The sequence below is a fragment of the Citrobacter freundii complex sp. CFNIH4 genome, from assembly GCF_002934505.1.
Lineage (GTDB): Bacteria > Pseudomonadota > Gammaproteobacteria > Enterobacterales > Enterobacteriaceae > Citrobacter > Citrobacter freundii.
Genome location: NZ_CP026231.1, coordinates 3,889,587 through 3,916,165 on the forward strand (window position 1 = coordinate 3,889,587; position 26,579 = coordinate 3,916,165).

At 51.6% G+C, this 26,579-nt stretch carries 31 protein-coding genes and 1 pseudogene; 13 read left to right on the plus strand and 19 right to left on the minus strand.

Going from position 1 to position 26,579, the window contains the following annotated elements:
• The first annotated feature begins 183 nt into the window (after positions 1–183).
• The 11 genes and pseudogenes from acuI (at position 184) to fis (ending at position 10,280) form a co-directional block, all read left to right on the plus strand.
• Positions 184–1,158, plus strand: a complete 975-nt coding sequence (acuI, locus tag C2U41_RS19890) for an acrylyl-CoA reductase (NADPH) (protein WP_016151069.1) — start codon at positions 184–186, stop codon at positions 1,156–1,158.
• Between the two features lie 119 nt (positions 1,159–1,277).
• A pseudogene (gene msrP / locus C2U41_RS19895) lies at positions 1,278–2,282 on the plus strand (protein-methionine-sulfoxide reductase catalytic subunit MsrP).
• A complete protein-coding gene (gene msrQ, locus C2U41_RS19900) occupies positions 2,283–2,882 on the plus strand; it encodes a protein-methionine-sulfoxide reductase heme-binding subunit MsrQ (protein WP_003839882.1) in 600 nt (199 codons plus the stop codon).
• Between the two features lie 392 nt (positions 2,883–3,274).
• Complete coding sequence (gene accB / locus C2U41_RS19910; RefSeq protein ID WP_003025210.1) at positions 3,275–3,745, plus strand: acetyl-CoA carboxylase biotin carboxyl carrier protein; 471 nt, start codon at positions 3,275–3,277, stop codon at positions 3,743–3,745.
• A gap of 10 nt (positions 3,746–3,755) precedes the next feature.
• Positions 3,756–5,105 (plus strand): acetyl-CoA carboxylase biotin carboxylase subunit, encoded by a 1,350-nt coding sequence (gene accC, locus C2U41_RS19915; protein WP_003025213.1) that lies wholly within the window; start codon positions 3,756–3,758, stop codon positions 5,103–5,105.
• Positions 5,106–5,212: 107 nt separating this feature from the next.
• The gene (locus tag C2U41_RS19920; RefSeq protein WP_003025216.1) at positions 5,213–5,455 is read left to right on the plus strand and encodes a YhdT family protein; all 243 of its coding nucleotides are present in this window, start codon (positions 5,213–5,215) and stop codon (positions 5,453–5,455) included.
• Positions 5,445–6,896, plus strand: coding sequence for a sodium/pantothenate symporter (gene panF / locus C2U41_RS19925; protein WP_003839880.1), 1,452 nt, complete (start codon positions 5,445–5,447; stop codon positions 6,894–6,896). Before C2U41_RS19920 ends, panF begins: the two co-directional genes overlap by 11 nt.
• Before the next feature lie 11 nt (positions 6,897–6,907).
• Complete coding sequence (prmA, locus tag C2U41_RS19930) at positions 6,908–7,789, plus strand: 50S ribosomal protein L11 methyltransferase (RefSeq protein WP_003839878.1); 882 nt, start codon at positions 6,908–6,910, stop codon at positions 7,787–7,789.
• Positions 7,790–7,917: 128 nt separating this feature from the next.
• A complete protein-coding gene (locus C2U41_RS19935) occupies positions 7,918–8,694 on the plus strand; it encodes a carbonic anhydrase (protein WP_003839876.1) in 777 nt (258 codons plus the stop codon).
• 298 nt (positions 8,695–8,992) lie between these two features.
• Complete coding sequence (dusB, locus tag C2U41_RS19940) at positions 8,993–9,958, plus strand: tRNA dihydrouridine synthase DusB (protein WP_003025224.1); 966 nt, start codon at positions 8,993–8,995, stop codon at positions 9,956–9,958.
• A 25-nt stretch (positions 9,959–9,983) separates the two neighbouring features.
• Positions 9,984–10,280: a DNA-binding transcriptional regulator Fis gene (gene fis / locus C2U41_RS19945; protein ID WP_000462905.1), complete on the plus strand. Its 297-nt coding sequence runs from the start codon at positions 9,984–9,986 to the stop codon at positions 10,278–10,280.
• Positions 10,281–10,437: 157 nt separating this feature from the next.
• On the opposite strand, the gene C2U41_RS19950 is transcribed toward fis, so the two are convergent.
• From C2U41_RS19950 to C2U41_RS19995, 10 genes are all read right to left on the minus strand, one after another.
• A complete protein-coding gene (locus tag C2U41_RS19950) occupies positions 10,438–10,746 on the minus strand; it encodes a DUF3892 domain-containing protein (RefSeq protein WP_001547818.1) in 309 nt (102 codons plus the stop codon).
• A 150-nt stretch (positions 10,747–10,896) separates the two neighbouring features.
• Entirely contained in the window at positions 10,897–12,558 is a 1,662-nt protein-coding gene (locus C2U41_RS19955) for a terminase large subunit (protein ID WP_103848548.1), read from the minus strand.
• Positions 12,542–12,898, minus strand: a complete 357-nt coding sequence (locus C2U41_RS19960; RefSeq protein WP_000113647.1) for a phage terminase small subunit P27 family — start codon at positions 12,896–12,898, stop codon at positions 12,542–12,544. Before C2U41_RS19960 ends, C2U41_RS19955 begins: the two co-directional genes overlap by 17 nt.
• A gap of 130 nt (positions 12,899–13,028) precedes the next feature.
• Positions 13,029–13,181 (minus strand): hypothetical protein, encoded by a 153-nt coding sequence (locus C2U41_RS29530; RefSeq protein WP_181013969.1) that lies wholly within the window; start codon positions 13,179–13,181, stop codon positions 13,029–13,031.
• The gene (locus C2U41_RS19970) at positions 13,174–13,617 is read right to left on the minus strand and encodes an HNH endonuclease signature motif containing protein (protein ID WP_103848550.1); all 444 of its coding nucleotides are present in this window, start codon (positions 13,615–13,617) and stop codon (positions 13,174–13,176) included. Before C2U41_RS19970 ends, C2U41_RS29530 begins: the two co-directional genes overlap by 8 nt.
• The gene (locus tag C2U41_RS19975; RefSeq protein WP_063844875.1) at positions 13,617–13,910 is read right to left on the minus strand and encodes a head-tail connector protein; all 294 of its coding nucleotides are present in this window, start codon (positions 13,908–13,910) and stop codon (positions 13,617–13,619) included. Before C2U41_RS19975 ends, C2U41_RS19970 begins: the two co-directional genes overlap by 1 nt.
• Positions 13,907–14,245, minus strand: coding sequence for a phage head closure protein (locus C2U41_RS19980; protein ID WP_103848551.1), 339 nt, complete (start codon positions 14,243–14,245; stop codon positions 13,907–13,909). Before C2U41_RS19980 ends, C2U41_RS19975 begins: the two co-directional genes overlap by 4 nt.
• Complete coding sequence (locus C2U41_RS19985) at positions 14,242–15,477, minus strand: phage portal protein (RefSeq protein WP_032660540.1); 1,236 nt, start codon at positions 15,475–15,477, stop codon at positions 14,242–14,244. The genes C2U41_RS19980 and C2U41_RS19985 overlap by 4 nt, the downstream gene beginning before the upstream one ends.
• Before the next feature lies 1 nt (position 15,478).
• Positions 15,479–16,039, minus strand: coding sequence for an HK97 family phage prohead protease (locus C2U41_RS19990; RefSeq protein ID WP_000848270.1), 561 nt, complete (start codon positions 16,037–16,039; stop codon positions 15,479–15,481).
• A 51-nt stretch (positions 16,040–16,090) separates the two neighbouring features.
• Entirely contained in the window at positions 16,091–17,257 is a 1,167-nt protein-coding gene (locus C2U41_RS19995; protein ID WP_103848552.1) for a phage major capsid protein, read from the minus strand.
• A 327-nt stretch (positions 17,258–17,584) separates the two neighbouring features.
• On the opposite strand from C2U41_RS19995, the gene C2U41_RS20000 reads away from it, so the two are divergent.
• Positions 17,585–18,217: a DUF6904 family protein gene (locus C2U41_RS20000; RefSeq protein ID WP_001567369.1), complete on the plus strand. Its 633-nt coding sequence runs from the start codon at positions 17,585–17,587 to the stop codon at positions 18,215–18,217.
• A gap of 28 nt (positions 18,218–18,245) precedes the next feature.
• Here C2U41_RS20000 and C2U41_RS20005 read toward each other — a convergent pair whose 3' ends face one another.
• Positions 18,246–19,649 carry an ISNCY-like element ISKpn21 family transposase gene (locus C2U41_RS20005; RefSeq protein ID WP_001567368.1) on the minus strand — a complete coding sequence of 468 codons (1,404 nt, stop codon included), beginning with the start codon at positions 19,647–19,649 and terminating at the stop codon, positions 18,246–18,248.
• A gap of 218 nt (positions 19,650–19,867) precedes the next feature.
• On the opposite strand from C2U41_RS20005, the gene C2U41_RS20010 reads away from it, so the two are divergent.
• Positions 19,868–20,500: a DUF6904 family protein gene (locus tag C2U41_RS20010; protein WP_001567369.1), complete on the plus strand. Its 633-nt coding sequence runs from the start codon at positions 19,868–19,870 to the stop codon at positions 20,498–20,500.
• A gap of 28 nt (positions 20,501–20,528) precedes the next feature.
• Here C2U41_RS20010 and C2U41_RS20015 read toward each other — a convergent pair whose 3' ends face one another.
• From C2U41_RS20015 to C2U41_RS20050, 8 genes are all read right to left on the minus strand, one after another.
• Positions 20,529–21,932 (minus strand): ISNCY-like element ISKpn21 family transposase, encoded by a 1,404-nt coding sequence (locus tag C2U41_RS20015; protein WP_001567368.1) that lies wholly within the window; start codon positions 21,930–21,932, stop codon positions 20,529–20,531.
• 123 nt (positions 21,933–22,055) lie between these two features.
• Entirely contained in the window at positions 22,056–22,319 is a 264-nt protein-coding gene (locus C2U41_RS20020; RefSeq protein WP_019077815.1) for a hypothetical protein, read from the minus strand.
• 59 nt (positions 22,320–22,378) lie between these two features.
• Positions 22,379–22,672 carry a hypothetical protein gene (locus tag C2U41_RS20025; RefSeq protein ID WP_101360989.1) on the minus strand — a complete coding sequence of 98 codons (294 nt, stop codon included), beginning with the start codon at positions 22,670–22,672 and terminating at the stop codon, positions 22,379–22,381.
• 293 nt (positions 22,673–22,965) lie between these two features.
• The gene (locus tag C2U41_RS20030) at positions 22,966–25,653 is read right to left on the minus strand and encodes a DUF927 domain-containing protein (RefSeq protein ID WP_101360988.1); all 2,688 of its coding nucleotides are present in this window, start codon (positions 25,651–25,653) and stop codon (positions 22,966–22,968) included.
• Positions 25,650–25,904: a hypothetical protein gene (locus C2U41_RS20035; RefSeq protein ID WP_019077818.1), complete on the minus strand. Its 255-nt coding sequence runs from the start codon at positions 25,902–25,904 to the stop codon at positions 25,650–25,652. Before C2U41_RS20035 ends, C2U41_RS20030 begins: the two co-directional genes overlap by 4 nt.
• Positions 25,894–26,100: a hypothetical protein gene (locus C2U41_RS20040; protein WP_019077819.1), complete on the minus strand. Its 207-nt coding sequence runs from the start codon at positions 26,098–26,100 to the stop codon at positions 25,894–25,896. Before C2U41_RS20040 ends, C2U41_RS20035 begins: the two co-directional genes overlap by 11 nt.
• Entirely contained in the window at positions 26,097–26,291 is a 195-nt protein-coding gene (locus C2U41_RS20045) for a hypothetical protein (RefSeq protein WP_101360987.1), read from the minus strand. The genes C2U41_RS20040 and C2U41_RS20045 overlap by 4 nt, the downstream gene beginning before the upstream one ends.
• Positions 26,284–26,475 carry a host cell division inhibitor Icd-like protein gene (locus tag C2U41_RS20050; RefSeq protein WP_101360992.1) on the minus strand — a complete coding sequence of 64 codons (192 nt, stop codon included), beginning with the start codon at positions 26,473–26,475 and terminating at the stop codon, positions 26,284–26,286. The genes C2U41_RS20045 and C2U41_RS20050 overlap by 8 nt, the downstream gene beginning before the upstream one ends.
• Between the last annotated feature and the right edge of the window lie 104 nt (positions 26,476–26,579).

Here is a 26,579-nt window from a genome sequence, read left to right on the forward strand (position 1 = left end):
ATAAAGCGACCCAAAAATGCAAAACTGAACGCAAAATCCGTCCATTTATACATACAGTGTGGGCATACTACCAAATCAGGTATATCTGGCAATTTATTGCGCAGAATCGGCATCATGTTTTGATTAGCGAGTATAGTCTTCATTAATAATTTTCCAATCCACTATACGAATTGAGGACAGGTTATGCAGGCTTTGATCTTAGAACAGCAGGACGGAAAAACCCTCGCATCCGTTCAACCCCTCGACGAAAATCAGCTACCTGAAGGCGATGTTACGGTGGATATCCACTGGTCAAGCCTGAACTATAAAGATGCTCTGGCTATCACTGGCAAGGGTAAAATCATTCGTAATTTTCCGATGATTCCTGGTATCGATTTCGCCGGTACCGTGCGTGCAAGCGAAGATCCCCGTTTTCATGCGGGTCAGGAAGTGTTACTGACCGGCTGGGGCGTGGGTGAAAATCATTGGGGTGGACTGGCAGAGCGCGCACGCGTGAAAGGCGACTGGCTGGTTGCGCTGCCAAAAGGACTGGATGGGCGTAAAGCCATGGTCATCGGTACCGCCGGCTTTACCGCTATGCTGTGCGTAATGGCGCTTGAAGATGCAGGTATTCGCCCGCAAGACGGTGAAATTGTCGTCACCGGCGCCAGCGGCGGCGTGGGCAGCACAGCCGTTGCGTTACTGCATAAGCTGGGTTATCAGGTTGCGGCGGTTTCGGGCCGTGAAAGCACCCACGACTACCTGAAAAGCCTGGGCGCTAACCGTATTCTTGGCCGCGATGAGTTTGCCGAGTCTCGTCCGCTGGAAAAACAGCTGTGGGCTGGCGCGGTGGATACCGTTGGCGACAAAGTTCTGGCAAAAGTTCTGGCGCAGATGAACTACGGTGGCTGCGTTGCCGCCTGCGGCCTGGCGGGTGGTTTCGCTCTGCCGACCACGGTGATGCCATTCATTCTGCGTAACGTTCGTTTGCAAGGAGTGGACTCGGTGATGACCCCGCCGGCACGCCGTGCAGAGGCCTGGGCACGTCTGGTTAAGGATCTGCCGGAATCTTTCTATGCCCAGGCGGCAACGGAAATTACGCTGGCTGATGCGCCGAAGTTCGCCGATGCCATCATCAATAACCAGGTGCAAGGCCGTACGCTAGTAAAGGTGAAGTAACAGGCCCTGGCGCAGAAATTTACACTTAATTAACCAAATTTCGCGGCACATCTACAGACTCCCTGCCATATTAACTACGCGTCCCCTGTCAGTTATGACGCGTAAGCCGGGAGTCTGTTATGAAGAAATTACGTCCATTTACAGAAGCCGACGTCACTGATGAGTCGGCTTTTTTTATGCAGCGCCGCCAGGTACTAAAAGCATTAGGGATCAGCGCTGCCGCCTTGTCTTTGCCCCTCTCTGCACAGGCCGATCTTCTGAGCTGGTTTAAGGGCAACGATCGCCCGCCCGCACCTGCAGGTAAGCCGCTTGATTTCAGTAAGCCCTCCGCCTGGCAAAATTCACTTCCTTTAACGCCTGCGGATAAGGTTTCTGGCTACAACAACTTCTACGAGTTCGGTCTCGATAAAGCGGATCCGGCAGCCAATGCAGGCAGCCTGAAAACCGATCCGTGGACGTTGTAAATCAGTGGCGAGGTGGCAAAACCACTCACCCTCGATCACGATTCGCTGACCGCCCGTTTCCCGCTGGAAGAACGGATTTATCGGATGCGCTGCGTGGAAGCCTGGTCAATGGTCGTGCCGTGGATCGGCTTTCCGTTACATAAACTGCTGGCGCAGGTTGAACCCACCAGCAACGCAAAGTATGTCGCGTTCGAAACGCTGTACGCACCGGATGATATGCCGGGACAGAAAGATCGCTTTATTGGCGGCGGGCTAAAATATCCCTATGTTGAAGGACTGCGTCTGGATGAAGCAATGCACCCACTCACACTGCTTACTGTGGGGGTTTATGGTAAGGCCCTTCCGCCACAAAATGGCGCGCCCATTCGCTTAATTGTGCCGTGGAAATATGGATTTAAAGGCATTAAGTCGATCGTGAGTATCAAACTCACGCGCGAACGCCCTCCGACAACCTGGAATCTGGCCGCGCCCAATGAATACGGATTTTATGCCAACGTGAATCCGCATGTCGATCACCCCCGCTGGTCCCAGGCCACTGAGCGTTTTATTGGCGCAGGCGGTATCCTGGACGTACAGCGTCAGCCCACGCTGATGTTTAACGGCTATGCCGAAGAGGTTGCATCACTGTATCGCGGACTCAATTTGCAGGAGAATTTTTAAGTGCGTCTGACCGCAAAGCACATTATCGGGCTGAAAGTTTGCCTGCATCTTGCCGGTTTATTGCCGTTTGTCTGGCTATTTTGGGCGGTAAATCACGGCGGCCTGAGCGCCGATCCGGTCAAAGATATCCAGCACTTTACCGGTAGGACAGCTCTGAAATTCTTGCTGGCGACCTTGCTGGTCTCTCCACTCACGCGCTACGCTAAACAGCCATTATTGATACGCACACGTCGTCTGTTAGGGCTATGGTGTTTCGCTTGGGCAACGCTGCATTTAACCAGCTACGCACTACTGGAGCTGGGCATTAATAATCTGGCGTTATTAGGGCGCGAATTACTTACGCGACCTTATTTAACATTGGGCGTTGCTAGCTGGGTCATATTATTCGCCCTCACCTTAACGTCTACGCAAGCTGCACAGAGAATGCTGGGTAAAAAATGGCAGTATCTGCACAACTTCGTCTATCTTGTGGCGATCCTGGCACCCATACATTATCTGTGGTCGGTAAAAATTATCTCCCCTCAACCGATTATTTATGCAGCGCTCGCGGCGGTGCTGTTAGCGTGCCGTTACAAGAAGTTTCGCCAGTGGTGGCGGTAGTTTCACGTTATGTGCAGTGCGTTGCAAAACACGGACGATCCGATTTTCTTTACATGTTAACGGTTGATTATCTTCCCTGATAAGACCAGTATTTAGCTGCCAATTGCTACGAAATAGTTATAATGTGCGACTTTGCTATCCCCGGTAGCGTTTTTAAAGCGCTGAAAGGGTGACAATCGCATATTGAAGGTATATTTTGTCTTTTACCCGAAAATGGCAGAAGATAGCCGCACAATGACTAACAAGTCTGGCAATCTCATTTAATGGCAGCAGCACCCAGTGCAGCGCCTGAGATGCGTGGCATCTTGTCACTCACTGTTATAAAAATGCTATACAGACGGCGGTAAAACGCTTGTCACAATCTCACTAAACAAAGAGTACGGAACCCACTCATGGATATTCGTAAGATTAAAAAACTGATCGAGCTGGTTGAAGAATCAGGCATCTCCGAACTGGAAATTTCTGAAGGCGAAGAATCTGTACGCATCAGCCGTGCAGCGCCAGCTGCAAGTTTTCCGATGATGCAACAGGCTTATGCTGCACCAGTGATGCAGCAGCCAGCTCTGTCTAACGCTGTCGCACAAACTGCCTCTCCAAGTATGGAAGCTCCGGCAGCAGCGGAAATCAGTGGTCACATCGTACGCTCCCCAATGGTTGGTACGTTCTACCGCACCCCGAGCCCGGATGCGAAAGCGTTCATCGAAATCGGCCAGAAAGTGAATGCGGGCGATACCCTGTGCATCGTTGAAGCCATGAAAATGATGAACCAGATCGAAGCCGACAAATCCGGCGTAGTTAAAGCGATTCTGGTAGAAAGCGGTCAACCGGTAGAATTTGACGAGCCGCTGGTCGTCATCGAATAACGAGGCGAACATGTTGGATAAAATTGTTATCGCCAACCGCGGCGAGATTGCCTTGCGTATTCTTCGTGCCTGTAAAGAACTGGGCATCAAGACTGTCGCGGTGCATTCAAGCGCGGATCGCGATTTAAAACACGTATTGCTGGCGGATGAGACGGTCTGTATTGGCCCGGCAGCATCCGTAAAAAGCTATCTGAACATCCCGGCTATCATTAGCGCTGCTGAAATCACTGGCGCGGTGGCAATTCACCCGGGTTATGGCTTCCTCTCTGAGAACGCCAACTTTGCTGAACAGGTAGAACGTTCCGGCTTTATCTTCATCGGCCCGAAAGCCGACACCATCCGCCTGATGGGTGACAAAGTGTCCGCAATCACCGCGATGAAGAAAGCAGGTGTACCAACAGTCCCAGGCTCTGACGGCCCGCTGGGTGATGACATGGACGCTAACCGCGCTCATGCTAAACGCATCGGTTATCCGGTTATCATCAAAGCCTCCGGCGGCGGCGGCGGTCGCGGTATGCGCGTCGTGCGCAGCGATGCCGAACTGGCACAATCCATCTCCATGACCAAAGCGGAAGCGAAAGCGGCTTTCAACAACGACATGGTTTACATGGAGAAGTACCTGGAAAACCCACGCCACATTGAGATTCAGGTGCTGGCAGACGGTCAGGGTAACGCAATTTATCTGGCAGAGCGTGACTGCTCCATGCAGCGTCGTCACCAGAAAGTTGTCGAAGAAGCACCAGCACCGGGCATTACTCCGGAACTGCGTCGCTACATCGGCGAGCGTTGCGCCAAAGCCTGTGTTGATATCGGCTATCGCGGGGCGGGTACTTTCGAGTTCCTGTTCGAAAACGGCGAGTTCTACTTCATTGAGATGAACACCCGTATTCAGGTTGAACACCCGGTAACCGAAATGATCACCGGCGTTGACCTGATCAAAGAGCAACTGCGCATCGCAGCGGGTCAACCGCTGTCCATCAAGCAGGACGAAGTTGTGGTTAAAGGCCATGCGGTAGAATGCCGTATCAATGCCGAAGACCCGAACACCTTCCTGCCAAGCCCGGGTAAAATCACGCGTTTCCACGCGCCGGGTGGTTTTGGTGTGCGTTGGGAGTCTCATATTTACGCAGGCTACACCGTACCTCCGTACTATGACTCAATGATCGGTAAGCTGATCTGCTATGGCGAAAACCGCGACGTCGCTATCGCCCGTATGAAAAACGCCTTGCAGGAACTGATCATCGACGGTATCAAAACCAACGTTGACCTGCAGATCCGTATCATGAATGACGAGCACTTCCAGCACGGTGGAACCAATATCCACTATCTGGAGAAAAAACTCGGACTTCAGGAAAAGTAAGCGTGCGTTAACCAAAAAGGCCGGAAATTCCGGCCTTTTGTTTTTCTCCCCTCCCGCACGTGCCATAAGGTACAATCCCCGCTTTCTTTATCCACAAGGGACAAAAAATGGACGCTCGTTTTGTTCAGGCCCATAAAGAGGCGCGCTGGGCGCTGTGGCTAACCCTTTTATATCTGGTTACATGGTTAGTGACCGCTTACTTACCTGATTCAACGCTGGGTTTTACCGGCTTACCGCACTGGTTCGAAATGGCCTGCCTGCTAACGCCGCTGGTTTTCATCGTGCTGTGCTGGGCGATGGTGAAGTTTATCTATCGCGACATTTCGTTGGAGGATGACGATGCAGCTTGAAGTTATTTTACCGCTGGTCGCCTATCTTCTGGTGGTCTTCGGTCTTTCTGTTTACGCCATGCGTAAGAGAGTGACCGGTACCTTCCTGAATGAATATTTCCTTGGCAGCCGTTCCATGGGCGGGGTCGTGTTAGCGATGACGCTAACGGCAACCTACATTAGCGCCAGCTCGTTTATTGGCGGTCCTGGCGCTGCTTACAAATACGGACTGGGATGGGTGCTGCTGGCGATGATCCAGTTGCCTGCCGTCTGGCTCTCATTGGGGATTCTTGGTAAGAAATTCGCGATTCTGGCGCGTCGTTATAATGCTGTTACCCTCAACGATATGCTGTTTGCGCGCTACCAGAGCCGCCTGCTGGTGTGGCTGGCGAGTCTCAGCCTGCTGGTCGCGTTTGTCGGAGCAATGACCGTACAGTTTATTGGCGGCGCACGTCTGCTTGAAACCGCAGCGGGCATTCCTTACGAAACTGGATTGCTGATTTTTGGCGTCAGTATCGCATTGTATACGGCGTTCGGCGGATTTCGCGCCAGTGTACTGAACGATACCATGCAGGGTATGGTGATGCTGATTGGAACTATCGTTTTGCTGGTCGGCGTCGTCCATGCTGCCGGTGGCCTTAGCAATGCGGTGGTAACCCTGCAGACTATCGATCCTAAACTGGTCTCGCCGCAGGGCGCTGATGACATTTTGTCACCCACGTTTATGACCTCATTTTGGGTATTGGTGTGTTTTGGCGTAATTGGCCTGCCGCATACGGCGGTACGCTGCATCTCTTATAAAGACAGTAAAGCGGTACACCGCGGCATTATCATCGGCACCATAGTGGTGGCGATCCTGATGTTTGGTATGCATCTGGCGGGTGCTCTGGGACGGGCGGTAATCCCTGACCTGACGGTACCAGACCTGGTTATCCCTACGCTGATGGTCAAAGTCTTGCCGCCGATCGCTGCCGGGATCTTCCTTGCGGCTCCCATGGCCGCGATCATGTCGACGATCAATGCCCAATTGCTGCAAAGTTCCGCTACGATCATTAAGGATCTGTACCTGAACCTTCGTCCGGAACAGCTTAAAAATGAAACCCGGCTGAAGCGCATGTCAGCAGTGATTACCCTATTGCTGGGCGCGTTACTGTTGCTGGCCGCCTGGAAACCACCAGAGATGATTATCTGGCTGAATCTGCTGGCGTTTGGCGGGCTGGAAGCCGTCTTCCTGTGGCCGCTGGTGCTGGGCCTCTACTGGGAGCGGGCAAACGCGTCAGGCGCATTGAGCGCGATGATTGTCGGCGGCGTGCTTTATGCTTTACTCGCCACCTTTAACGTTCAGTTCCTGGGCTTCCATCCGATCGTGCCCTCGTTACTGATAAGCTTGCTGGCTTTCCTGATCGGCAACCGTTTCGGTTCCGCCGTCCCGCAAGTCGCCATATTGACTACTGATAAATAAAGAGTTTTGCCATGCCATGGATCCAACTGAAACTGAACACGACCGGTGCCAACGCTGAAGAGTTGAGCGATGCGCTGATGGAAGCGGGCTCCGTTTCCATTACTTTCCAGGATACGCATGATACGCCGGTATTTGAACCTCTGCCGGGCGAGACTCGCCTGTGGGGTGATACCGACGTTATCGGCTTGTTCGATGCAGAAACCGACATGAAAGAAGTTGTTGCCATCCTGGAACAGCATCCGCTGCTGGGTGAAGGCTTCGTGCATAAAATCGAACAGCTCGAAGACAAAGACTGGGAACGCGAATGGATGGATAACTTCCACCCAATGCGCTTTGGCGAACGTCTGTGGATTTGCCCGAGCTGGCGCGACGTCCCGGATGAGAATGCTGTCAACGTGATGCTGGACCCGGGTCTGGCGTTTGGTACAGGCACGCACCCCACCACCTCTCTGTGCCTGCAATGGCTGGACGGTCTTGATCTTAACGGTAAAACGGTTATCGACTTTGGCTGCGGCTCCGGCATTCTTGCCATTGCGGCACTGAAACTGGGTGCGGCGAAAGCCATTGGCGTGGATATCGATCCGCAAGCGATTCAGGCCAGCCGTGATAACGCCCAGCGTAATGGTGTTTCTGAGCGTCTGGAGCTTTATCTGCCGAAAGACCAGCCAGAGGCGATGAAAGCCGACGTGGTGGTCGCCAACATCCTTGCTGGCCCATTACGTGAACTGGCTCCGTTAATCAGCGTACTGCCCGTAGAAGGCGGTTTGCTGGGGCTTTCTGGTATTCTTGCCAGCCAGGCGGAAAGCGTCTGTGAAGCCTATGCCGATCTCTTTACGCTCGATCCGGTTATTGAGAAAGAAGAGTGGTGTCGCATTACCGGCCAGAAAAAATAATCCCTTCCGGCGTGGTTATCTGACCACGCCATTTTCAGACAATAGACCAGCATACCGACACTCTCCTCAGCGATATAATAATCAATTGATTTTGTTATTTTTTATATTGATTTTCATTGAGTAAACGTATGCGTTTCAACTGTTTTACAACAACTTTGCTGGCAGCATGCCTGATGCCACTGACCACGCTGGCCGTACCATGGGGATATACCGAAGAAAACGGCCCCGCACGGTGGGGAGAAATCAGCAAAGCGTATGCAACGTGCCAGACAGGCATAAACCAATCCCCCATAGACATCCAGACCACCACAACCAGTAAACTCGGTCTTCCCGCGCTCAACATGCAGTACGTCGATGGCCCAACTAGATTTCGGAGCATTAACCATACGTTGCAGGCAACGATGAGTAGCTATACATCTAATTCCATTGAAATTGATGAAACGCTTCATTATTTAAAACAATTTGAATTCCACGCCCCGAGTGAACATGCCCTCAACGGTAAAACCTATCCGCTGGAGCTGCAGCTGCTCCACAAAAATCAATCCGGAGACATCGCTATCGTGGCGGTTATGTTTGACGTCGGCGAACCGAACCAGGCGATTCAAAATTTGTGGGAGTCCTTTCCAGCCATGGAAGACAGCAGTATGCCCATCTTCTCACCAGTTAATATCAATCAGCTTTTACCCGACAATAAAACCTACTGGCGCTACCGTGGTTCGTTAACAACGCCACCCTGCACCGAAGGCGTCACCTGGGCTGTCCTGAAAACGCCTGTTGCTCTTTCAGCCGAACAGTTGGATAAATTTCACTACATTGTTGGGCCTGCAAACAATCGCCCGCTGCAGCCGTTGAATGAACGCAAGATTACGGACAGCTATTCTGGGGATACCGAGATCCTGTACTAAAATGAGGTAGCGATCACACAATGGCGAGGTAATTTGCTGATTAATTCAGCAGAATATCTTGTCAGTACCTTCTGCAGCTGAAGAAAAAATGAGAAGTTACGCAAAATTATATGTGTATATAAAATCGACACATTTTTATAATGCAATGATTTATATGATTAAATATTTTCATGCGTTCACATTTACGGCAATTCATTGATCCACCTCAGTGGATTGGTCAAAGTTTGGCCTTTCATCTCGTGCGAAAAATGCGTAATATACGCCGCCTTGCAGTCACAGTATGGTCATTTCTTAACTCATGCGCATCGGACAATACCAGCTCAGAAATCGCCTGATCGCAGCACCTATGGCTGGCATCACTGACAGACCATTCAGGACGCTGTGCTATGAGATGGGAGCCGGGTTGACGGTATCCGAGATGATGTCTTCTAACCCTCAGGTTTGGGAAAGTGACAAGTCTCGTTTACGGATGGTGCACGTTGATGAGCCAGGAATTCGCACGGTGCAAATTGCCGGTAGCGACCCTGTTGAGATGGCCGATGCCGCACGTATTAACGTGGAAAGCGGCGCCCAGATTATTGATATCAATATGGGGTGTCCGGCTAAAAAAGTGAATCGTAAGCTCGCAGGTTCAGCCCTCTTGCAGTACCCGGATTTAGTGAAGTCGATACTAACCGAGGTCGTCAATGCAGTGGACGTTCCTGTCACACTCAAGATTCGCACCGGCTGGGCTCCGGAACACCGTAACTGCGTAGAGATTGCCCAACTGGCTGAAGATTGTGGCATTCAGGCTCTGACCATTCATGGACGCACCCGCGCCTGTTTGTTCAATGGAGATGCTGAGTACGACAGTATTCGGGCAGTTAAGCAGAAAGTTTCCATTCCGATTATCGCGAATGGCGACATTACTGACCCGCATAAAGCCAGAGCTGTACTCGACTATACGGGGGCGGATGCCCTGATGATAGGACGTGCAGCTCAGGGAAGACCCTGGATCTTTCGGGAAATCCAGCATTATCTGGACACTGGGGAGCTGCTGCCCCCGCTGCCTCTGGCAGAGGTGAAGCGCTTGCTTTGTGCGCACGTTCGGGAACTGCACGACTTTTATGGTCAGGCAAAAGGGTACCGAATTGCGCGTAAACACGTATCCTGGTATCTCCAGGAACACGCTCCGGATGACCAGTTTCGGCGCACATTCAACGCCATTGAAGATTCCAGCGAACAGCTGGCGGCGTTGGAGGCATACTTCGAAAATTTTGCGTAAACAGAAATAAAGAGCTGACAGAACTATGTTCGAACAACGCGTAAATTCTGACGTACTGACCGTTTCTACCGTTAACTCTCAGGACCAGGTAACTCAAAAGCCCCTGCGTGACTCGGTTAAACAGGCACTGAAGAACTATTTTGCTCAATTGAATGGTCAGGATGTTAACGATCTCTATGAGCTGGTACTGGCTGAAGTAGAACAGCCCCTGTTGGACATGGTGATGCAATACACCCGCGGTAACCAGACCCGTGCTGCCCTGATGATGGGCATCAACCGTGGTACGCTGCGTAAAAAACTGAAAAAATACGGCATGAACTGATACATTTCAGCTATGTTATTGAATAAAAAGGCGCTACTCGGCATGGGGATGCGCCTTTTTTATTATTGTTTATACAGATGTTTATACAGCTTTGGCTGAACAAACAAAAAAGCACCAGAACAATTCTGATGCTTTATGCCTTTAGTAACCAAAGTGTTTAGTACTCAGGAAGGTTTTCTAAGTTATCCTTGGATGTACCATTAGGTCTAGTAGTAATGTAATCAGTACCGTTGACACGGTCCTTAACCACTTTTTGACCTTTCTTCCACTTACCGTCATCACCTTTGAAAATGGTGTAAAAGGTATAGCCGCTATCGATTTTATTCACTACCCACTGCCGTGTTTCTGATGTCCCTTCTCCAACAGTATCGCCATTATCGACATGCACATACACATGGGTAATGTGAGTGTGTTTATCGTTATATCGGACTTTAGAAATAAGGTAATCAGCCCATTTATCAGTCATATTTCACCAGAAGTTTGAACAGGAAAAGCCCTGCAATACATTTATAAGCAACAAAACAGACTCTTCCTATTCCATGACAGCAATGTAGTGATCTAGAGCAATTTTATATTCCTGATAACCTCAAGATAATTCTGCCTTTACGCTTTATGCTCAAATCCCATTAAATAAAGCCAGTCGCTCTTTGTGACTGTCGCTCATATCGAAAGCAAAATCTTCGTGTTCTGCCTGGAATGTGCCGAACGCCATGAGTGCAGAAACCGCCGGGTCTATCTTGTTGGAGGATTTCTTTTTGTTGGGTTTGATATTGGCGTTGGCGTCGGACTCCATCACCACGTTACCAATCGCCCAAGCCAGAACCGGATCGCCACGATGGCGCACCACCTTGCGGTTAACAAAAACCTCAAAAGATTTCGCTACCGGACTGAATTTCAGATAGGTTTGCGGGAACGGCTCCACATCGAGGCCAGCCCCCTGTAACTGGGTGCGCAAGTGTGTGGCGTTCCACGTATCGAAGCCCACCAGCCTGATATTGAAGGTTTCAGCGTCGCGCAGAATATCGTCACGGATGCGGTCATAGTCGATACAGTCGCCGGGTGTAGTGCGTATCCAGCCCGCTTTCACCCACTGGCGGTAGATGGCGCGGTTTTTGTTGGCGACGTTAAGCAGTTGCGCTTCTGGCAGATAATGACGGGTCAGCAAGCGGATCTCCCTGTCGAACGGGAAAGCGTAGCTCACGCTGGTAATGTCGCTGGTAGAGGACAGGTCAAACCCGGCGTAGCACTCCATTCCGGCCAGATCGTCTTCGGTATAGTCGAGCGCACAGGCATCCCATGCGCCGGCACCCATCCACGGCGTGGAGCCCTGGCACCAGATATTGAAACGCTTGGTCAGCATTTCCACCCATTGCGACGGTATGCCCCGCGCTTTCTGGATGGTGGACGCCAGTTTCGCCGCATCAACGGACACATGCAGGTTGGGGTTAGCCTTGATCCACATTTCCGGATGATCAACCTCGCTTTCGTCGTCCAGCTCGTAGATCAGGACAAACAGCGAATCGTTGCTCTCTTCCCCGGCTAGAATCTGGCAGCAGTAGTCATAATGCTGTTTACAGGCAGAGACAACGTTACTCCCGGCGGTCGTGATGGCGAACAAAATCGCCTCAGGACGTGCGCCCATACCCAGCTCAAGCGCGGAATAAACGCCGTTATCCGGGTGAAGGTGATATTCATCGACAATCGCCAGGCTGGGGTTAGTCCCTTCAATGGTGGCCGCTTTCGCCGCCAGCGGCTTTAACAGGCTGTTGCTCTTCGGGAAAATGACCTTATGCGCCTGAATATTGACGCGCTTTTTCAGCGGTTTTGACAGCAAGCACATCTGGCGGGCATCGTCGAATACGATTCGGGCCTGATCCCGGCTAACCGCCGCCGTGTAGATATCCTGCTGGCCCTTCTCCATCACCAGAAACCAGTTAGCCAGCATGGCGGCTACGGTGGATTTGGCATTCTTGCGCGGCACCTCAATAAAGGCGCTGCTGTACTTGCGGCGGCCTGACTCCCTGACCTTAAAGCCCAGGAGGTTAGCAAAGGCGAACTGCTGCCAAGGCTCCAGCTCGATAGGCTGGCCCCGCAGCGGGCCTTTGACGTGTGGACAGAGCCGGGAGAACGCGATAAACCGCTCTACGGTCGCCGTATCGAACTCATAACGGGGATCATTCAGGTCTGAAAAGTACCTTTCCACGGCCTGTTTTACGCGCTTACAGGCCGGAATTTCGCCCGTTTTTATCGCATTTGCGTACTCATTCCAGACGGTCAAGCTCGTCCTCCTCTTCCGTTTCCACCGGGTTACGGCGACGGCTTACCGGATCAAAGCCCAGCAGCGACGACATTTTAATCATGATTTTTTCAGCATCGGCCTTTGCACTCAGTGCCGGATTTCGGCTCTCTCCACCCTGGCTGTTAACAATGCTAAACCCACGGCTGGCAAGGTCTTCCACTGCTTTGCGGTACATCGAATAGTTGACGCAAAAAAGCTCAAGGTTGTTCCAGTCGGCGGGTGTCAGATCGCCACGCTCGGCCAGTTGCTTCGCTTTCGCTTTCCACTGCTGCGCGGCTAACTCATCAAGGTAAGCTGGCGGTTTTGGTGGTCTTGCCATAAAAATTTCTCGTTTCCATCGCGTTTTATTTTCAAAAAAATCACCGTGCGTAAAAATTTGAGGGGGCGGGCGGTGCCTTGCAGCAGGGGGTTTGTCTTTAAAACCTCCCCCACCCCGCTCACGCGGCCTGTCAGCGGTTGCGGAAGCATTCCCGAAGCTCCCGGTCACGCTCACTTGCACGCTGTACAGGCTGGCGCTCAGTGCTTCTGGCTCTGCCCTTCATGAAGCCATCACGGCAGCGCATAAGAGATCGGTACAGGTTCACCACGTCTTTCTCATTCATCGCGGGCCTCATACATCCAGTCATTGCGCTGTGCTGCACGCTCCTCCTGCTCACGGTACAGCCCTGCTTTGCGCTTCGCTTTGGTGGTTGGGTCTTGCTGTGTGGTCTTCTGGTTATGATGCGCCTGGCATAACGGCTGGTGATTCCACTCAGGCCAGAACAGAACATCATCACCGCCGTTGATAGGGATGATGTGATCGACAATCTTTGCAGGCACGTAGAGGCCCAGTTTCTGACACTCAACGCACAGCGGATAGCGCTTAAGGTACTGAGCGCGGTACTTCTCCCATGAGGCTGAGTAACCACGCGCGCGGCGGTGGCCGCGTCTGGCATCCTCTGCCCGCCACGCTTCCCGCTTATGCTCGTCACACTTGCCAGACTTCACCCGTTTATTGCATCCCGGCTCTGTGCACCGGCGTAGTGGTTGCCACGGCATCAGTACACCCCCACATCTCGGTAGACAGACCACAACGCAGAGACAGCCATCGGTATCTCTTTGGCGTCGGTGTCACCAATCATCGTGCGGTACTCGTACAACTGAGAAACGTACATCAGACAGCCAATCTTGATAGCCGGGGTGAACTCCAGACCGTTATCAAACCGCTTACCGATATGCTTCTGGCAGACCTCCAGCGCAGCTTCGATGTACGCCTGTATCAGCGTGTCTTCATAATCATCGTCAATACGGCAATGCAGCTTTGCTTCTTCCAGAGTGATTTCTGCTGTCATTTTTCCGTTCCTGTCTTGCAGAGAATTTCCAGCCGGGTACCTTCCGAATCAGGAATAGGAGGCCCGATAATATTGAGAGTGCTGCCAGCAAACGGGCCAGTAAGCACTTTCAGACGGTTGGCTGCGGTAATATCACGGCGGAAACGCACCCAAACGCGGATCGTCGCTTCGGCAACCTCGGCACCAGCCGCTACCAGTTCACGACCGCTGATCCCCTTAACCTCAGCCCAGATAGTTTCCCCGTCTTCCCTGGTCTGAATAACCTGACCAGATGGATCTCTGTGAGTAGTGAATACCCGGATAGTTACCCGGTTTCTCAGTCCCCCGGCTCTCATGCGTCACCTTCCTTGCCGTCTTTGCTGATCTTCACTTCCTGCTTCCATGCCTGGCTGAATTCGTCACCACCTTCACGCGGCGGCATCCCCTCACGCTCACGGGCTTCGTTCGGGTTCATGATCCCGTTCTTAATGCCTCGCTCATAAGTGGCGTAACGTTCGGTTGGAGTGGCACGGAGAAGGTCAGCAGAGTCAAACTCCACCTGATAGCGGGTCCCCGGAACCGGAGAGGCCACCAGCAGCGCAGATTTGATTTGTTGCTCGAAGTTCGCCAGCCACGGGCGCATGGTCATGGTGAGAAAGGCGCGGCTCGCTTCGCTGAAATTGCTGTAGGTGCTGTTGCTGTATTCCTGCAGGAAGATAGGCGACACGTTGAACATGCGGGCAATGTCTTCAATGGTGAAGCGACGGGAGGCCAGCCATTCGGCATCCTTGTTGTTCATGCCCAGTTCTTTGTAATCCATCCCACCTTCGAGGATCGGCACTTTCCCTGCATTTTTAGCTCCTTTATAACGATCCAGAGCATCCATAGCCTGTTTGCCCTTCACGCTGTCGAGCCATTCAGAAGTAGTAACCACTCCCGACGCCATCATCCCATCTTTCATAACGCTGGCACCGTGGCGCTGTTGTGCCAGACCTAAACCCAGCGCCTCACGGCAGATGGAGATCGGAGAACGCCCCAGAAAACCATCATCGGTGGAGTAACGCAGGTGCAGAATCTCTTCCTGCAGGTAAGTACGCACAGCTCCGGTAAACGGCTCAGTAACGGTGTATTTGTACTTATGCTGGCCGATACGCTCAGGAACAACCGCCCCCGGCGCATACGGGTGCAGGGATTGCGGCTGGCCGTCGCGGCCCCACTGAATCACCGCATAGGCGTTACCATTCAGCAGACAATGCCGCATCATCGTGCGTTTAAACTGATAAGGCGTCTGGCAGTCGTTCGGCTGCTCGTTCAGCAGAAAATCCACCGGATGATTGCTCAGCCATTCCCGCGCCTCACGCCCGTTATCGTTGCGCACGCGGTAGAGGTAGCAGGGCATTGTTGCCACCGCCTCACTGATAACTGATACGGCGTTCATGACCGCCGGCAGAGATTCCGCAGTACCCGCAGACACATATTCGCCTGATCCGGTATTTGGAATCCCTGCCATCGCCAGAAACTCATCAATGGTCATACTGCGCTGTTCGGAGGGTTCAGACTTGCGGCCAAACGGCCAGATATTCCACATATCAGAGCCCCGCTAATTCAGCCCAGCGGCGACGGTTATCGCCAGCGCGACGCAGTTCAGGATGTTGGGAGAAAAGCGAACGGTGAGCGATTTCCACGCCAGACTCAGGGTAAGCGGGCATAGAGGTAACGGTAATCTCCCGCAGTTCGGCAGCGGTAACAGTGCGCAGGTATGGGGACTGGCCGATATCCCACGCTTCTTTCAGCGCCCGGAAACCAAAGCTCATGCCGGAGATATCCCCGCGTTCCACCAGCTCCAGCACATCGTTGCCAAGCTGGGTATTCGGCGGGGTCAGCTCGAAGCGCAGCCCGGTATCGTCTTCGGACAGCACCAGCGTGCCGGATTTAGTGCGGCCCAGCAGCTGGGTATAGTTATGCTCGTACAGCGCACGCACATCGCTACCGGATGCCAGGCTGTCTTTAAACGCTCCCGGCGCAAACTGCTCGCGGAACTCGTCCCAGATAATTTCTGAGAGACTGTTCCAGCGCACGGCATAGCCCACCAGCTTTTTGTTGCTGGCGCTCACTTCGGAGGTACGGATTTCAAAATCGATTGTTTTCATTACTGGACTCCACAGAGGGCAAAAAGGGGCCGTAGCCCCTTAAACGTCAAATCAGGAACCGGAGCCGGAAAGCTCAAGCACCTTGATGGCGTTGGAGTCCACCACACCGCCGCCCAGGTATTTATCGGTATGCACCTTGTAGAAACCCGGTTCGGTGATGTTGTCAGGACGGGTACGCACGCCAGTGGTGTGATCAACGATGAAGTAGCCGCGCTTGAAGTCGCCCACAGCGAGGAACGCTTTACCTGCCTCCGCATCCGGCATGGTTTCCAGATACTGAACAGGACGGCCCAGCAGCGTATCGGGAGAACCGGCAACCAGACGATCGCGCCAGATGTAATCCCCGTTGCCATTTTTCAGCTTTTGCAGTTTGGCCGCAGTGTTGGAGTTCATCACCCATACGGCGTTTTTGCGGTATTTGGCTTTCAGCTTATACAGCAGGTCGATCAGGCCATCAGAGGAAACGTCAGCGGCTTCCATCTTCTCCAGCGTACCGAACGGACGGGTTTTGTCGGCAGTGTCCGCGCGAGGGTAAGACAGGAAACCTTTGGATTTTTTATCACCGTCGCCGTTCACAAAGTCGCTTTCTTCGGTCGCGGTGAAGGTGTCGGCAATTTCAGAAGACAGCCAGCCCAGAATATCCACCTCGGAGAAGTCGAGGATCTCCTGAGTGGTTTTCGGGTAGGCGTAGATCGGGTTGAGTTTGATATCAACGCGCTCCATCTTCGGCGTACTGGTTTCGGTACGTGCCTCACCTTCGGTACCACGATTAACAGTAGTGCCGCCCACAGATACCAGCTTCTGGTATTCGTTGGTTTTGGTGGTCTTCACCGTTGCGATGGAGCGCATCACGCTATCATCCTGCAACTGGCGCATAATCTCTTTGTCCAGCTCAGGGATAACGGTATAGCCGCCGTCAGCCTGCACCAGCGTGGAGAGAGAACGGGTATCACCTGTCATGATGTAGTGGCGCAGCTCGTCGTTGCTTACTGGCTCACCTTCAACGGAAGTACCAGGCAGATTGCGCTGATCGTCGGCGACGGCTTCAAGACGGGTGATTTCAACTTCAAGCGCATCAGCCTGAGCTCGGAGTTCGTCAAACTGCTTGCCTTCTTCATCGTTCAGGCTGCGCTTTTCGGTGTCGGCTTTATCCAGCATGGAACGCATCTGGGTTTTGAGTGCGGCTTTCTGCTGGCGTAATTCGAGTAGTTTTTTCATGAGTGGTTTCCGTAACAATTAACGTTAAGACGTGAAACCAGCGCGGAGAGGGGTGAGGCCGTTTAACCTTTTTCTGCATCTCGCAGGCTACTTCTCGCAGCTTAATTAAACGGCCAGTGGCGGCTCACGTCTGAGTGCCACTCTTCAAGATATATATGAAAAATATAAAGAAAACCCCCGTCAGAGACAGGGGGAATCACGGGTAAACATGTGTCAAGGCTCAATTGAAATGTCCGTTATCCAGCTCAATTAAAATGACCACTTTGATCTCTCATTCTCTTTACTGATAGACTTTCCTCCGACTGAAACAACAGGATGATTGAGCCCATGCTTCGATACGAGTTAACGCCGAACAATGCAGGTTTTATACTGTGGGGAGATTCAGAAGCCCTGAATGAATTACATGAACTCATTCATTACATCGTGGATGAAAGCCCACTGATTAAAGTTAAAGACGGATTTATGTTATCCCTTGCCTATGATATTCGTAAAGCACGGGAAGGTAATCGTCGTGTTGAGCAACATCAGTATGATCAACATGATACATATAAGCTTTATGGTGTTGAGCTTTTATGGCCTCTGGTCCTGGTACAGTCCTCAATACTCAGAAACTCAATGGGTTATATTCAGACAGACAAAAACCAGCTGTCTGTCATGTATGCCTTTGAATACCTGATAGAATCAGCATTAACAGAGTCTGAGAGAACAACGTCGAATGATATTATGCTAACAGTAAAATATGCATCAGACTCTGATTTTAATTTCATTGAGGATAATATTGACAGCAGGTGCTGCTATTTTATCAGCCTATCTCCGGAGCAAAGAAAAAAGCAGTTAATCAGTATTGTTCGTTCTTTTCATTCATTATGGGGTAAGTATGCCCGTGAAAAGCAGGACATAAAGATGCTGAACGAAATGAATAATACATCATGGGTCTGGCCGGACAATATCAACTGGTGAGCAACCACTGTCCGGCCAGTGAGTACCATCAGCGGGCTCTTTTACCAAAAATGTCCTCTGAACGTGACTGAAGCTGTTTGAGTGCTTCGAGCATGTCATCATTATCCAGTGAGCGCTGGGATTTCTTCCCTTCCTGCTTTGGCCGTCGTCGGGAAGGGCCATCTCCAGCGGGAATTGACTGAGAGCGCGTGTTATCCCGCTTGCTCTGCACCAGACTGATAAACTCCAGGGTTCGGCCAAGACGCTTGTTATCGACAATCGCGCCCTGGTCGATTTCTGACAGTCGGTCGTAGGTAGAGTAGGGAAGTAGCGTACCGTTCAGGCGCAGCTCTTTTCTGCCATCAGGATAGTGATACACATCGATATATTTACCTATTGCACGGCGACTCAGTTCGCTGTCTTCAATCAGGTACAACATTTTATCATATTGTATCGTCAACGATTTTGAGACTTTACGTTTTTCACGAACAGTGAAAATAAGCCCCAGGTCCTCATCATGTTCTACAGCACGGTGTACGTCAAAATCATGTCGCGGTACTTTGCCAAAACGGCGGTTATAGTCAGCCATATAGGCCTCAGCGAAGTCATTTGCAGCCTCCATTGAACAAATGCCCTGTAACCGCAGCTCTTTGACCAGACGATCCTGTAAAGTGAGGTGAGCTCGTTCTACACGCCCTTTGGCGGGACTGGTTTCTGCACAGATAGTCTGGATGTTCAGTTCATGCATGGCTCGCCCAAACTGAGTATGCCCGTCTCCGCCTGTGGCGTGTTTATTGTTAACACGAAAAACACCGGCTTTATCGCTGTACAGTGCCAGCGGTTTACCATGCTTATCGATATAGCGCCGCGTGGCTTCGAAGTAAGAAAACGTGGACTCCGATTTAACAAACAACAGTTCCATCAGTTTGCTGGTTGCATCATCAACATAGACCAGCGCGGTGCAGGCCGGGCCACGGCCTTCAAACCAGTCGTGATCACAGCCATCTATTTGTATCAGCTCACCAGTACACGGACGCCGGTACCGTGGTTGAGGGATCCTTGCGGCACGTTGTTTACGGGGAACCCATAAGCCAGCCCGCACCATGATGCGCCGGACAGTTTCTTTGCCAAGAAACAGTCCGTGGAGTTCTTCGAGCTTTTCACGCGCCAGAGTCGGACCGAAATCAGCATAACGCGTCTTGATCAGTTCCAGAGCCTGATCTGCGAGCCCGGGTGGCAACTGGCGGTTACCACGCATGCCACATCGTCTGCTGGCCATACCAAGCGGTCCGCCTTCACGGTAACGGGCAAGAAGTCTGCGGCATTGCCTGTCGCTGATACCGAGGTGCTCGGCCGCACGGCGCGTTGTGATGCGACGTTCAATGACGTCCTGTATAATCTTGATCCGGTTGATCTCTTTCAAAGTAAACACTCCTGAGCTTTCTGCGCTCATGATATGCCTCCCGGTAGTTTAAACGGACCAGTGAAGCTTACCATAGCGCGGACATCTGAATTGAGCCACAGGCGGACATTACTATTGAGCCATTACAATATTTGTCAAGGCTCAATTGAAATGTCCGTTATCCAGCTCAATTAAAATGACCACTTTGATCTCTCATTCTCTTTACTGATAGACTTTCCTCCGACTGAAACAACAGGATGATTGAGCCCATGCTTCGATACGAGTTAACGCCGAACAATGCAGGTTTTATACTGTGGGGAGATTCAGAAGCCCTGAATGAATTACATGAACTCATTCATTACATCGTGGATGAAAGCCCACTGATTAAAGTTAAAGACGGATTTATGTTATCCCTTGCCTATGATATTCGTAAAGCACGGGAAGGTAATCGTCGTGTTGAGCAACATCAGTATGATCAACATGATACATATAAGCTTTATGGTGTTGAGCTTTTATGGCCTCTGGTCCTGGTACAGTCCTCAATACTCAGAAACTCAATGGGTTATATTCAGACAGACAAAAACCAGCTGTCTGTCATGTATGCCTTTGAATACCTGATAGAATCAGCATTAACAGAGTCTGAGAGAACAACGTCGAATGATATTATGCTAACAGTAAAATATGCATCAGACTCTGATTTTAATTTCATTGAGGATAATATTGACAGCAGGTGCTGCTATTTTATCAGCCTATCTCCGGAGCAAAGAAAAAAGCAGTTAATCAGTATTGTTCGTTCTTTTCATTCATTATGGGGTAAGTATGCCCGTGAAAAGCAGGACATAAAGATGCTGAACGAAATGAATAATACATCATGGGTCTGGCCGGACAATATCAACTGGTGAGCAACCACTGTCCGGCCAGTGAGTACCATCAGCGGGCTCTTTTACCAAAAATGTCCTCTGAACGTGACTGAAGCTGTTTGAGTGCTTCGAGCATGTCATCATTATCCAGTGAGCGCTGGGATTTCTTCCCTTCCTGCTTTGGCCGTCGTCGGGAAGGGCCATCTCCAGCGGGAATTGACTGAGAGCGCGTGTTATCCCGCTTGCTCTGCACCAGACTGATAAACTCCAGGGTTCGGCCAAGACGCTTGTTATCGACAATCGCGCCCTGGTCGATTTCTGACAGTCGGTCGTAGGTAGAGTAGGGAAGTAGCGTACCGTTCAGGCGCAGCTCTTTTCTGCCATCAGGATAGTGATACACATCGATATATTTACCTATTGCACGGCGACTCAGTTCGCTGTCTTCAATCAGGTACAACATTTTATCATATTGTATCGTCAACGATTTTGAGACTTTACGTTTTTCACGAACAGTGAAAATAAGCCCCAGGTCCTCATCATGTTCTACAGCACGGTGTACGTCAAAATCATGTCGCGGTACTTTGCCAAAACGGCGGTTATAGTCAGCCATATAGGCCTCAGCGAAGTCATTTGCAGCCTCCATTGAACAAATGCCCTGTAACCGCAGCTCTTTGACCAGACGATCCTGTAAAGTGAGGTGAGCTCGTTCTACACGCCCTTTGGCGGGACTGGTTTCTGCACAGATAGTCTGGATGTTCAGTTCATGCATGGCTCGCCCAAACTGAGTATGCCCGTCTCCGCCTGTGGCGTGTTTATTGTTAACACGAAAAACACCGGCTTTATCGCTGTACAGTGCCAGCGGTTTACCATGCTTATCGATATAGCGCCGCGTGGCTTCGAAGTAAGAAAACGTGGACTCCGATTTAACAAACAACAGTTCCATCAGTTTGCTGGTTGCATCATCAACATAGACCAGCGCGGTGCAGGCCGGGCCACGGCCTTCAAACCAGTCGTGATCACAGCCATCTATTTGTATCAGCTCACCAGTACACGGACGCCGGTACCGTGGTTGAGGGATCCTTGCGGCACGTTGTTTACGGGGAACCCATAAGCCAGCCCGCACCATGATGCGCCGGACAGTTTCTTTGCCAAGAAACAGTCCGTGGAGTTCTTCGAGCTTTTCACGCGCCAGAGTCGGACCGAAATCAGCATAACGCGTCTTGATCAGTTCCAGAGCCTGATCTGCGAGCCCGGGTGGCAACTGGCGGTTACCACGCATGCCACATCGTCTGCTGGCCATACCAAGCGGTCCGCCTTCACGGTAACGGGCAAGAAGTCTGCGGCATTGCCTGTCGCTGATACCGAGGTGCTCGGCCGCACGGCGCGTTGTGATGCGACGTTCAATGACGTCCTGTATAATCTTGATCCGGTTGATCTCTTTCAAAGTAAACACTCCTGAGCTTTCTGCGCTCATGATATGCCTCCCGGTAGTTTAAACGGACCAGTGAAGCTTACCATAGCGCGGACATCTGAATTGAGCCACAGGCGGACATTACTATTGAGCCATTACAACATGAGTACGAATAATTTACAAAATTTATTTATTCAGCAAATCCCGCATGTTCTTTTCCGGCATATCCTTACGCATTTTCTCCAGATGCGCTATGAGGAGATCCAGCTGTTCGCCATCAGCAGCCAGAGCCATTCCCGTGAACGAATCCACAATGAAGCCGTGAGAATCAATCATCACCACCGCATCTTTATCAAGCGCAGCAGCGTACTCCTTTACTCCCATATCCTGTACGGCATTTTCAATGCCATGCACCTTGCGATGTTCCAGAACATCCTTATAAGTAAACATTTTCTTTGCTCCTATCAGTTAGAAATCATCTTCATGTTGCTGGCCGTCGCATGCTGAATTTAAAAATTCCTGTCACGAAAAGTGCCATTGCCATTAGGGGTTAACCACTCGTGAAATACATACATCACATCCCCGCCAATCTCGGATGATGCCTTCCCCGTCATTCCGCAAGGAAGCACAGGAACCAATACTCCATCAGACAACAACCCCGTTCCGGCGCACTCCCGCCAAGCCATCACCGGATGATAAACATTCTCACCTGCACTATTCTGTTCACGCAAATACCAGCCAGGCGATGCGGGTACATATCCACCCAGACTGGCATTGAATTTATCGGTCAACTTCTCACTCATTACTTTCATCCTTCTGATTGTATATATGCAAAAAACGAAAAATCTTTGGGATAACGGGATAAGTTGTATATTTTTCAATTAAATCAATCAACTGCATAACCCAAATGCTAACCAAACTTATCCCAGGCCCGTTTTTTTTGGGATAAGTTGTACAATTCATTAACAATTGCCTGGGATAACTTGGGTTAAGTTGGGATAAGAATGTATATATTAATATAATGATTTATATATGTTTTTTATTACTTATCCCGTTATCCCGCTTAACCCAGCGATTTTAACTCATCACGGAAAAATCAGTCTTCGCCATCAATAAGAACGATAAAGCGCTGCTGGCTGCCATTAACAGAAATGGTCTTTCCGTCGATTCTTCCGGGCTCCCGCCTTACCAGCATTCCTACCTCTTCTAGTGCTTCAGCACCGAGTTTCTTCTGAATCCCGCACAGGATTTCACTCTCAAATACCGAAGGGATGATGTGATACTCATTACATCCGTCTTCACGTCTGCCACTGACAAGATACCCCGCCAGATTGGTGATGCGGGAAGCGCTCAGGTTATCCATGTCGCCATTGCGCTTACCGAACGTGTAAGGTTGGAAACGGTTGAGCGCATAGCGCTGGATAAAGTCTCTGGCACGGCTGACAACCTGATATTTCTCCCTGTTCCCGGTGCCGTAGTTATCAAGCCACTCATCAAAGCTGCTTTTGATATGCGCTCTGGTTTCTTCCAGGCTCCATCCGGTAAGGGGCATGGAAAGTTCTGCTGCTGCATCGAGCAGGGCAAAGCGAATTGCCACGCGCTTTGCCTGTGGGGATAAATCCTCTGGCAGGTTTGACAGCCAGGCGTTTTCCCGTTCGCTGACCTTCTGGCAGGCTGATTCACGGTCTGCGGCCAGCATTGCAATCCACTCCCGGCCCACTGCGCCACAGTATTTCGATGAAGCCCGCTTGATGGCGCGGGAATGCTGATCGCCATCGTCCAGATCATGAAACTCTGTCGTGTCTGAGAATGGCACACTCACCAGGCGCACCAGTTGCCCGGCCTTGGGCGTCAGTCCGTTTCTCAGCAGGTAGGTTTCAAAATCTTCTTCGCCCGTAGACAGCGCCACAATCGCCCAGCGGAGCACGGCGCGGTTCCCTCCGTCTTTGTGACCCTGAATGCGCCCGGTGCCGTTAAACAGGCTATAGGCGCTGCCTGCCACGTCTTTGGCGTTATTACCCTGCCCGATCTCATCAATCGGCATAAATCCATCGTTGCGTGAAGCCGCCTCAATGGTAAGCCCGTACTTTGTCGCATCCCATGTCAGTTTAAGCTCATCGGGCACGCCGTAGATGCTGGATGCAGCCTCGACAGTGGTTGTCTTACCCGCCGATGACTGAGCGAACAGATGAATACCGAAACAGCTACCACCTGCCAGAGAATTCAGCGGTGCGGCAAAAGCCACCAGCGCCCCAAGCACCATTGATTTGTTGCCACGCATCAGTGAGGCCACATTACTGCGCCATTCTGCCGCCGTTCCGCGAACAACATAGCCGGTTACAGCAGACGTGCCGCCACAGAAAGCCACAGGCCGCTCAGGTTTGCCGATAATATGCCCGTCTGGCATAACGTAAGCCCCCTCATGCCAGCCAGCAGTATGCGTAATCGTCCACTGTTCGCGGTCGCCATGTAATTGCAGATGGTTAGTCAGCAAATCCAAATGAGCCCTTCTCGCAGTGATATTTACCCCTCTTGAGCGCAGACGACCCCAACCCTGTGGTGAACCCAACTCACGGCGGGGCATAGCTTCGTAAAGCAGAGTGCCGGTGCCCTCTTGTTTCATGCGGATCACGATGTAACCGTCTTTGCCATCGCTACCAATGCCAACGGTTTCCATTTCATCAGATACCCACGTTTCCCGTTCATCAACCGCGCCAGTGTCCTGATTTTGCTTTTTTTCGATGTAATACAATCCGCCTTTGCGTTTATCGAAGTACGGTTTGAGGTCTTCGCCGCCGTCACTGGCAGTCTGTTTCCCGCCCTCGATGGCTTTAAGCTGAACAGGCATATTTCCCCCTGGCTGATAAAGTGAATCATCAAATGCTGCTGCCGCTGCTTCCGGCCCGTGTTGCTGGTGAAAATCATTCCAGTCGGCCTTTCCCTCGGTCTGAGGTAAAGCCACCCAGCCAGAGACAGCTTTAGCGGCATTTTCTGCGGCTGATTTTCCCGTGTTTGGTTCGCCGGGCTTAATATCGTTATCTGCGGCGATGATGATCTGCGCACCCGGGTAACGCTGTCGCATCACCTGCGCAACTGGCAGCAGGTTCCCGGCGTCAATTGCTGCGATAATTGTCGCATCAGGGCGGAACTGCTGAACTGAAAGCGCCGTTGCCAGTCCTTCGGCGATAATCACCGTCTCCGGCGTTTCACCTGTATTAACCACGCAAAAAGAGCCTTTCTTCACCGTTCCGGCCACCAGCCGCTTACTGCCATCTGGCTTAATCACCTGTGCGCCTGTCGTCGCGTCAGCACCGTTTTTCAGCACCAGCAGCAGCGACCCATCGGACAGCATCGGGAAGGGGCATTGAAGCCCCTTTGATGCAAGGTAAGCAGACTGCCCCGGAGAGGCTTTAGCAGCCAACGCCGCAACTTTCCCGGCGATATCCGTCTGAGGCTTCTCTCTGGCTGGCTTCGGTTCCGGTGTCCGGGCATCAACACCCAGCACAGAGGATACTTTCTGCGCCGCAGCGGTTATGGTAATGCCCTGAGATCTGGCAATGAGATCCAGACCGTCGCCGTGATTTGGCTCGTCACACTGGCGACAATGCCACTCGCCGCCGCCGTGGTCGTCAATGTAGTGAAATCGGTCAGATCCACCACAGATGGCGCATGGGCCGTGACGGCCTTTCGGCGGAACCGTCACCCCGCACTGAGGAAGTAGGCTTTCCCAGCTTCCGGCAGCTTGGCGCTTAACTTCACGGATAATCTCAATTGCGCGGCTCATTGCTGTTCCTCCCTAATGCCATTGCGAGGAAAGACGGCATAGCAACCGTAAATGTCGATAATCTCGTTTCCGCGGCTGAGCCAGTGAGATATTTCTCCCGAATCGGGATGGAACACAGCCACAGACTCGGGGGCAAACTTCAGGGCAAAGGTGATGTGACTCTGCCCTTCTGCAGTCAGTTCACAAAACAGCGGCAATTTGAACTCCCCGCGCTTCCCGTGCCGCGCATCGCTTACAAAGTCATTTTGCACTGGAAGCCTCCCGCGCTTTCTGTAGACGATCTTTTGACTCATGCACCAGGCTGAAAATGGCAGCCACACAGTTGGATTCGTGTTCATCACCTTCGCCGAGGGAGTCCATCCAGATTTCCAGCATAGCCAGAGCCTGATTGCTGTATGCCAGTGCGTCTTCGGCGTGCATCAGTACTTCAAAAGGCACCTGTCTCATTTCGCATCTCCCATACCTAGCTCGGCGATTAATGCCCGGTGGATTTCCTGATTAAGGTCACATGCCAGAGAGATATGATTCAGCAGGGTTTCAGAACACTCAGCACTGGCTTTTTCCAAAATGGTTTCGAAGAGTGAAGCGGCCAGCGCTGATTTATATTCGGCCTGCTCCAGACAGATTGGCTCACGCATGGTGCCCCTCCCGAACTGGCAGACGACCAGCGAATACCATCACGCATCCATCCGGTGATTGCTCACGGGCTTCGCGCTCAGTGGTAGCGGTGATGTGAATGACGTTGCGACCGATGGCGCTCAGTGCAAGAAAACGCCAGATGTAGGACTTCCGCCCTTGCGGGTGTGTGATATGATCTTTCATAGCTTCCTCGATACGTAACTTATCGGTGGAGGTCAGACGCCCTGGCACTGTTCCCGCAGTCCGGGGCGTTGTCTTTTGCATGTTCGTCGTGATAACGTACGTAC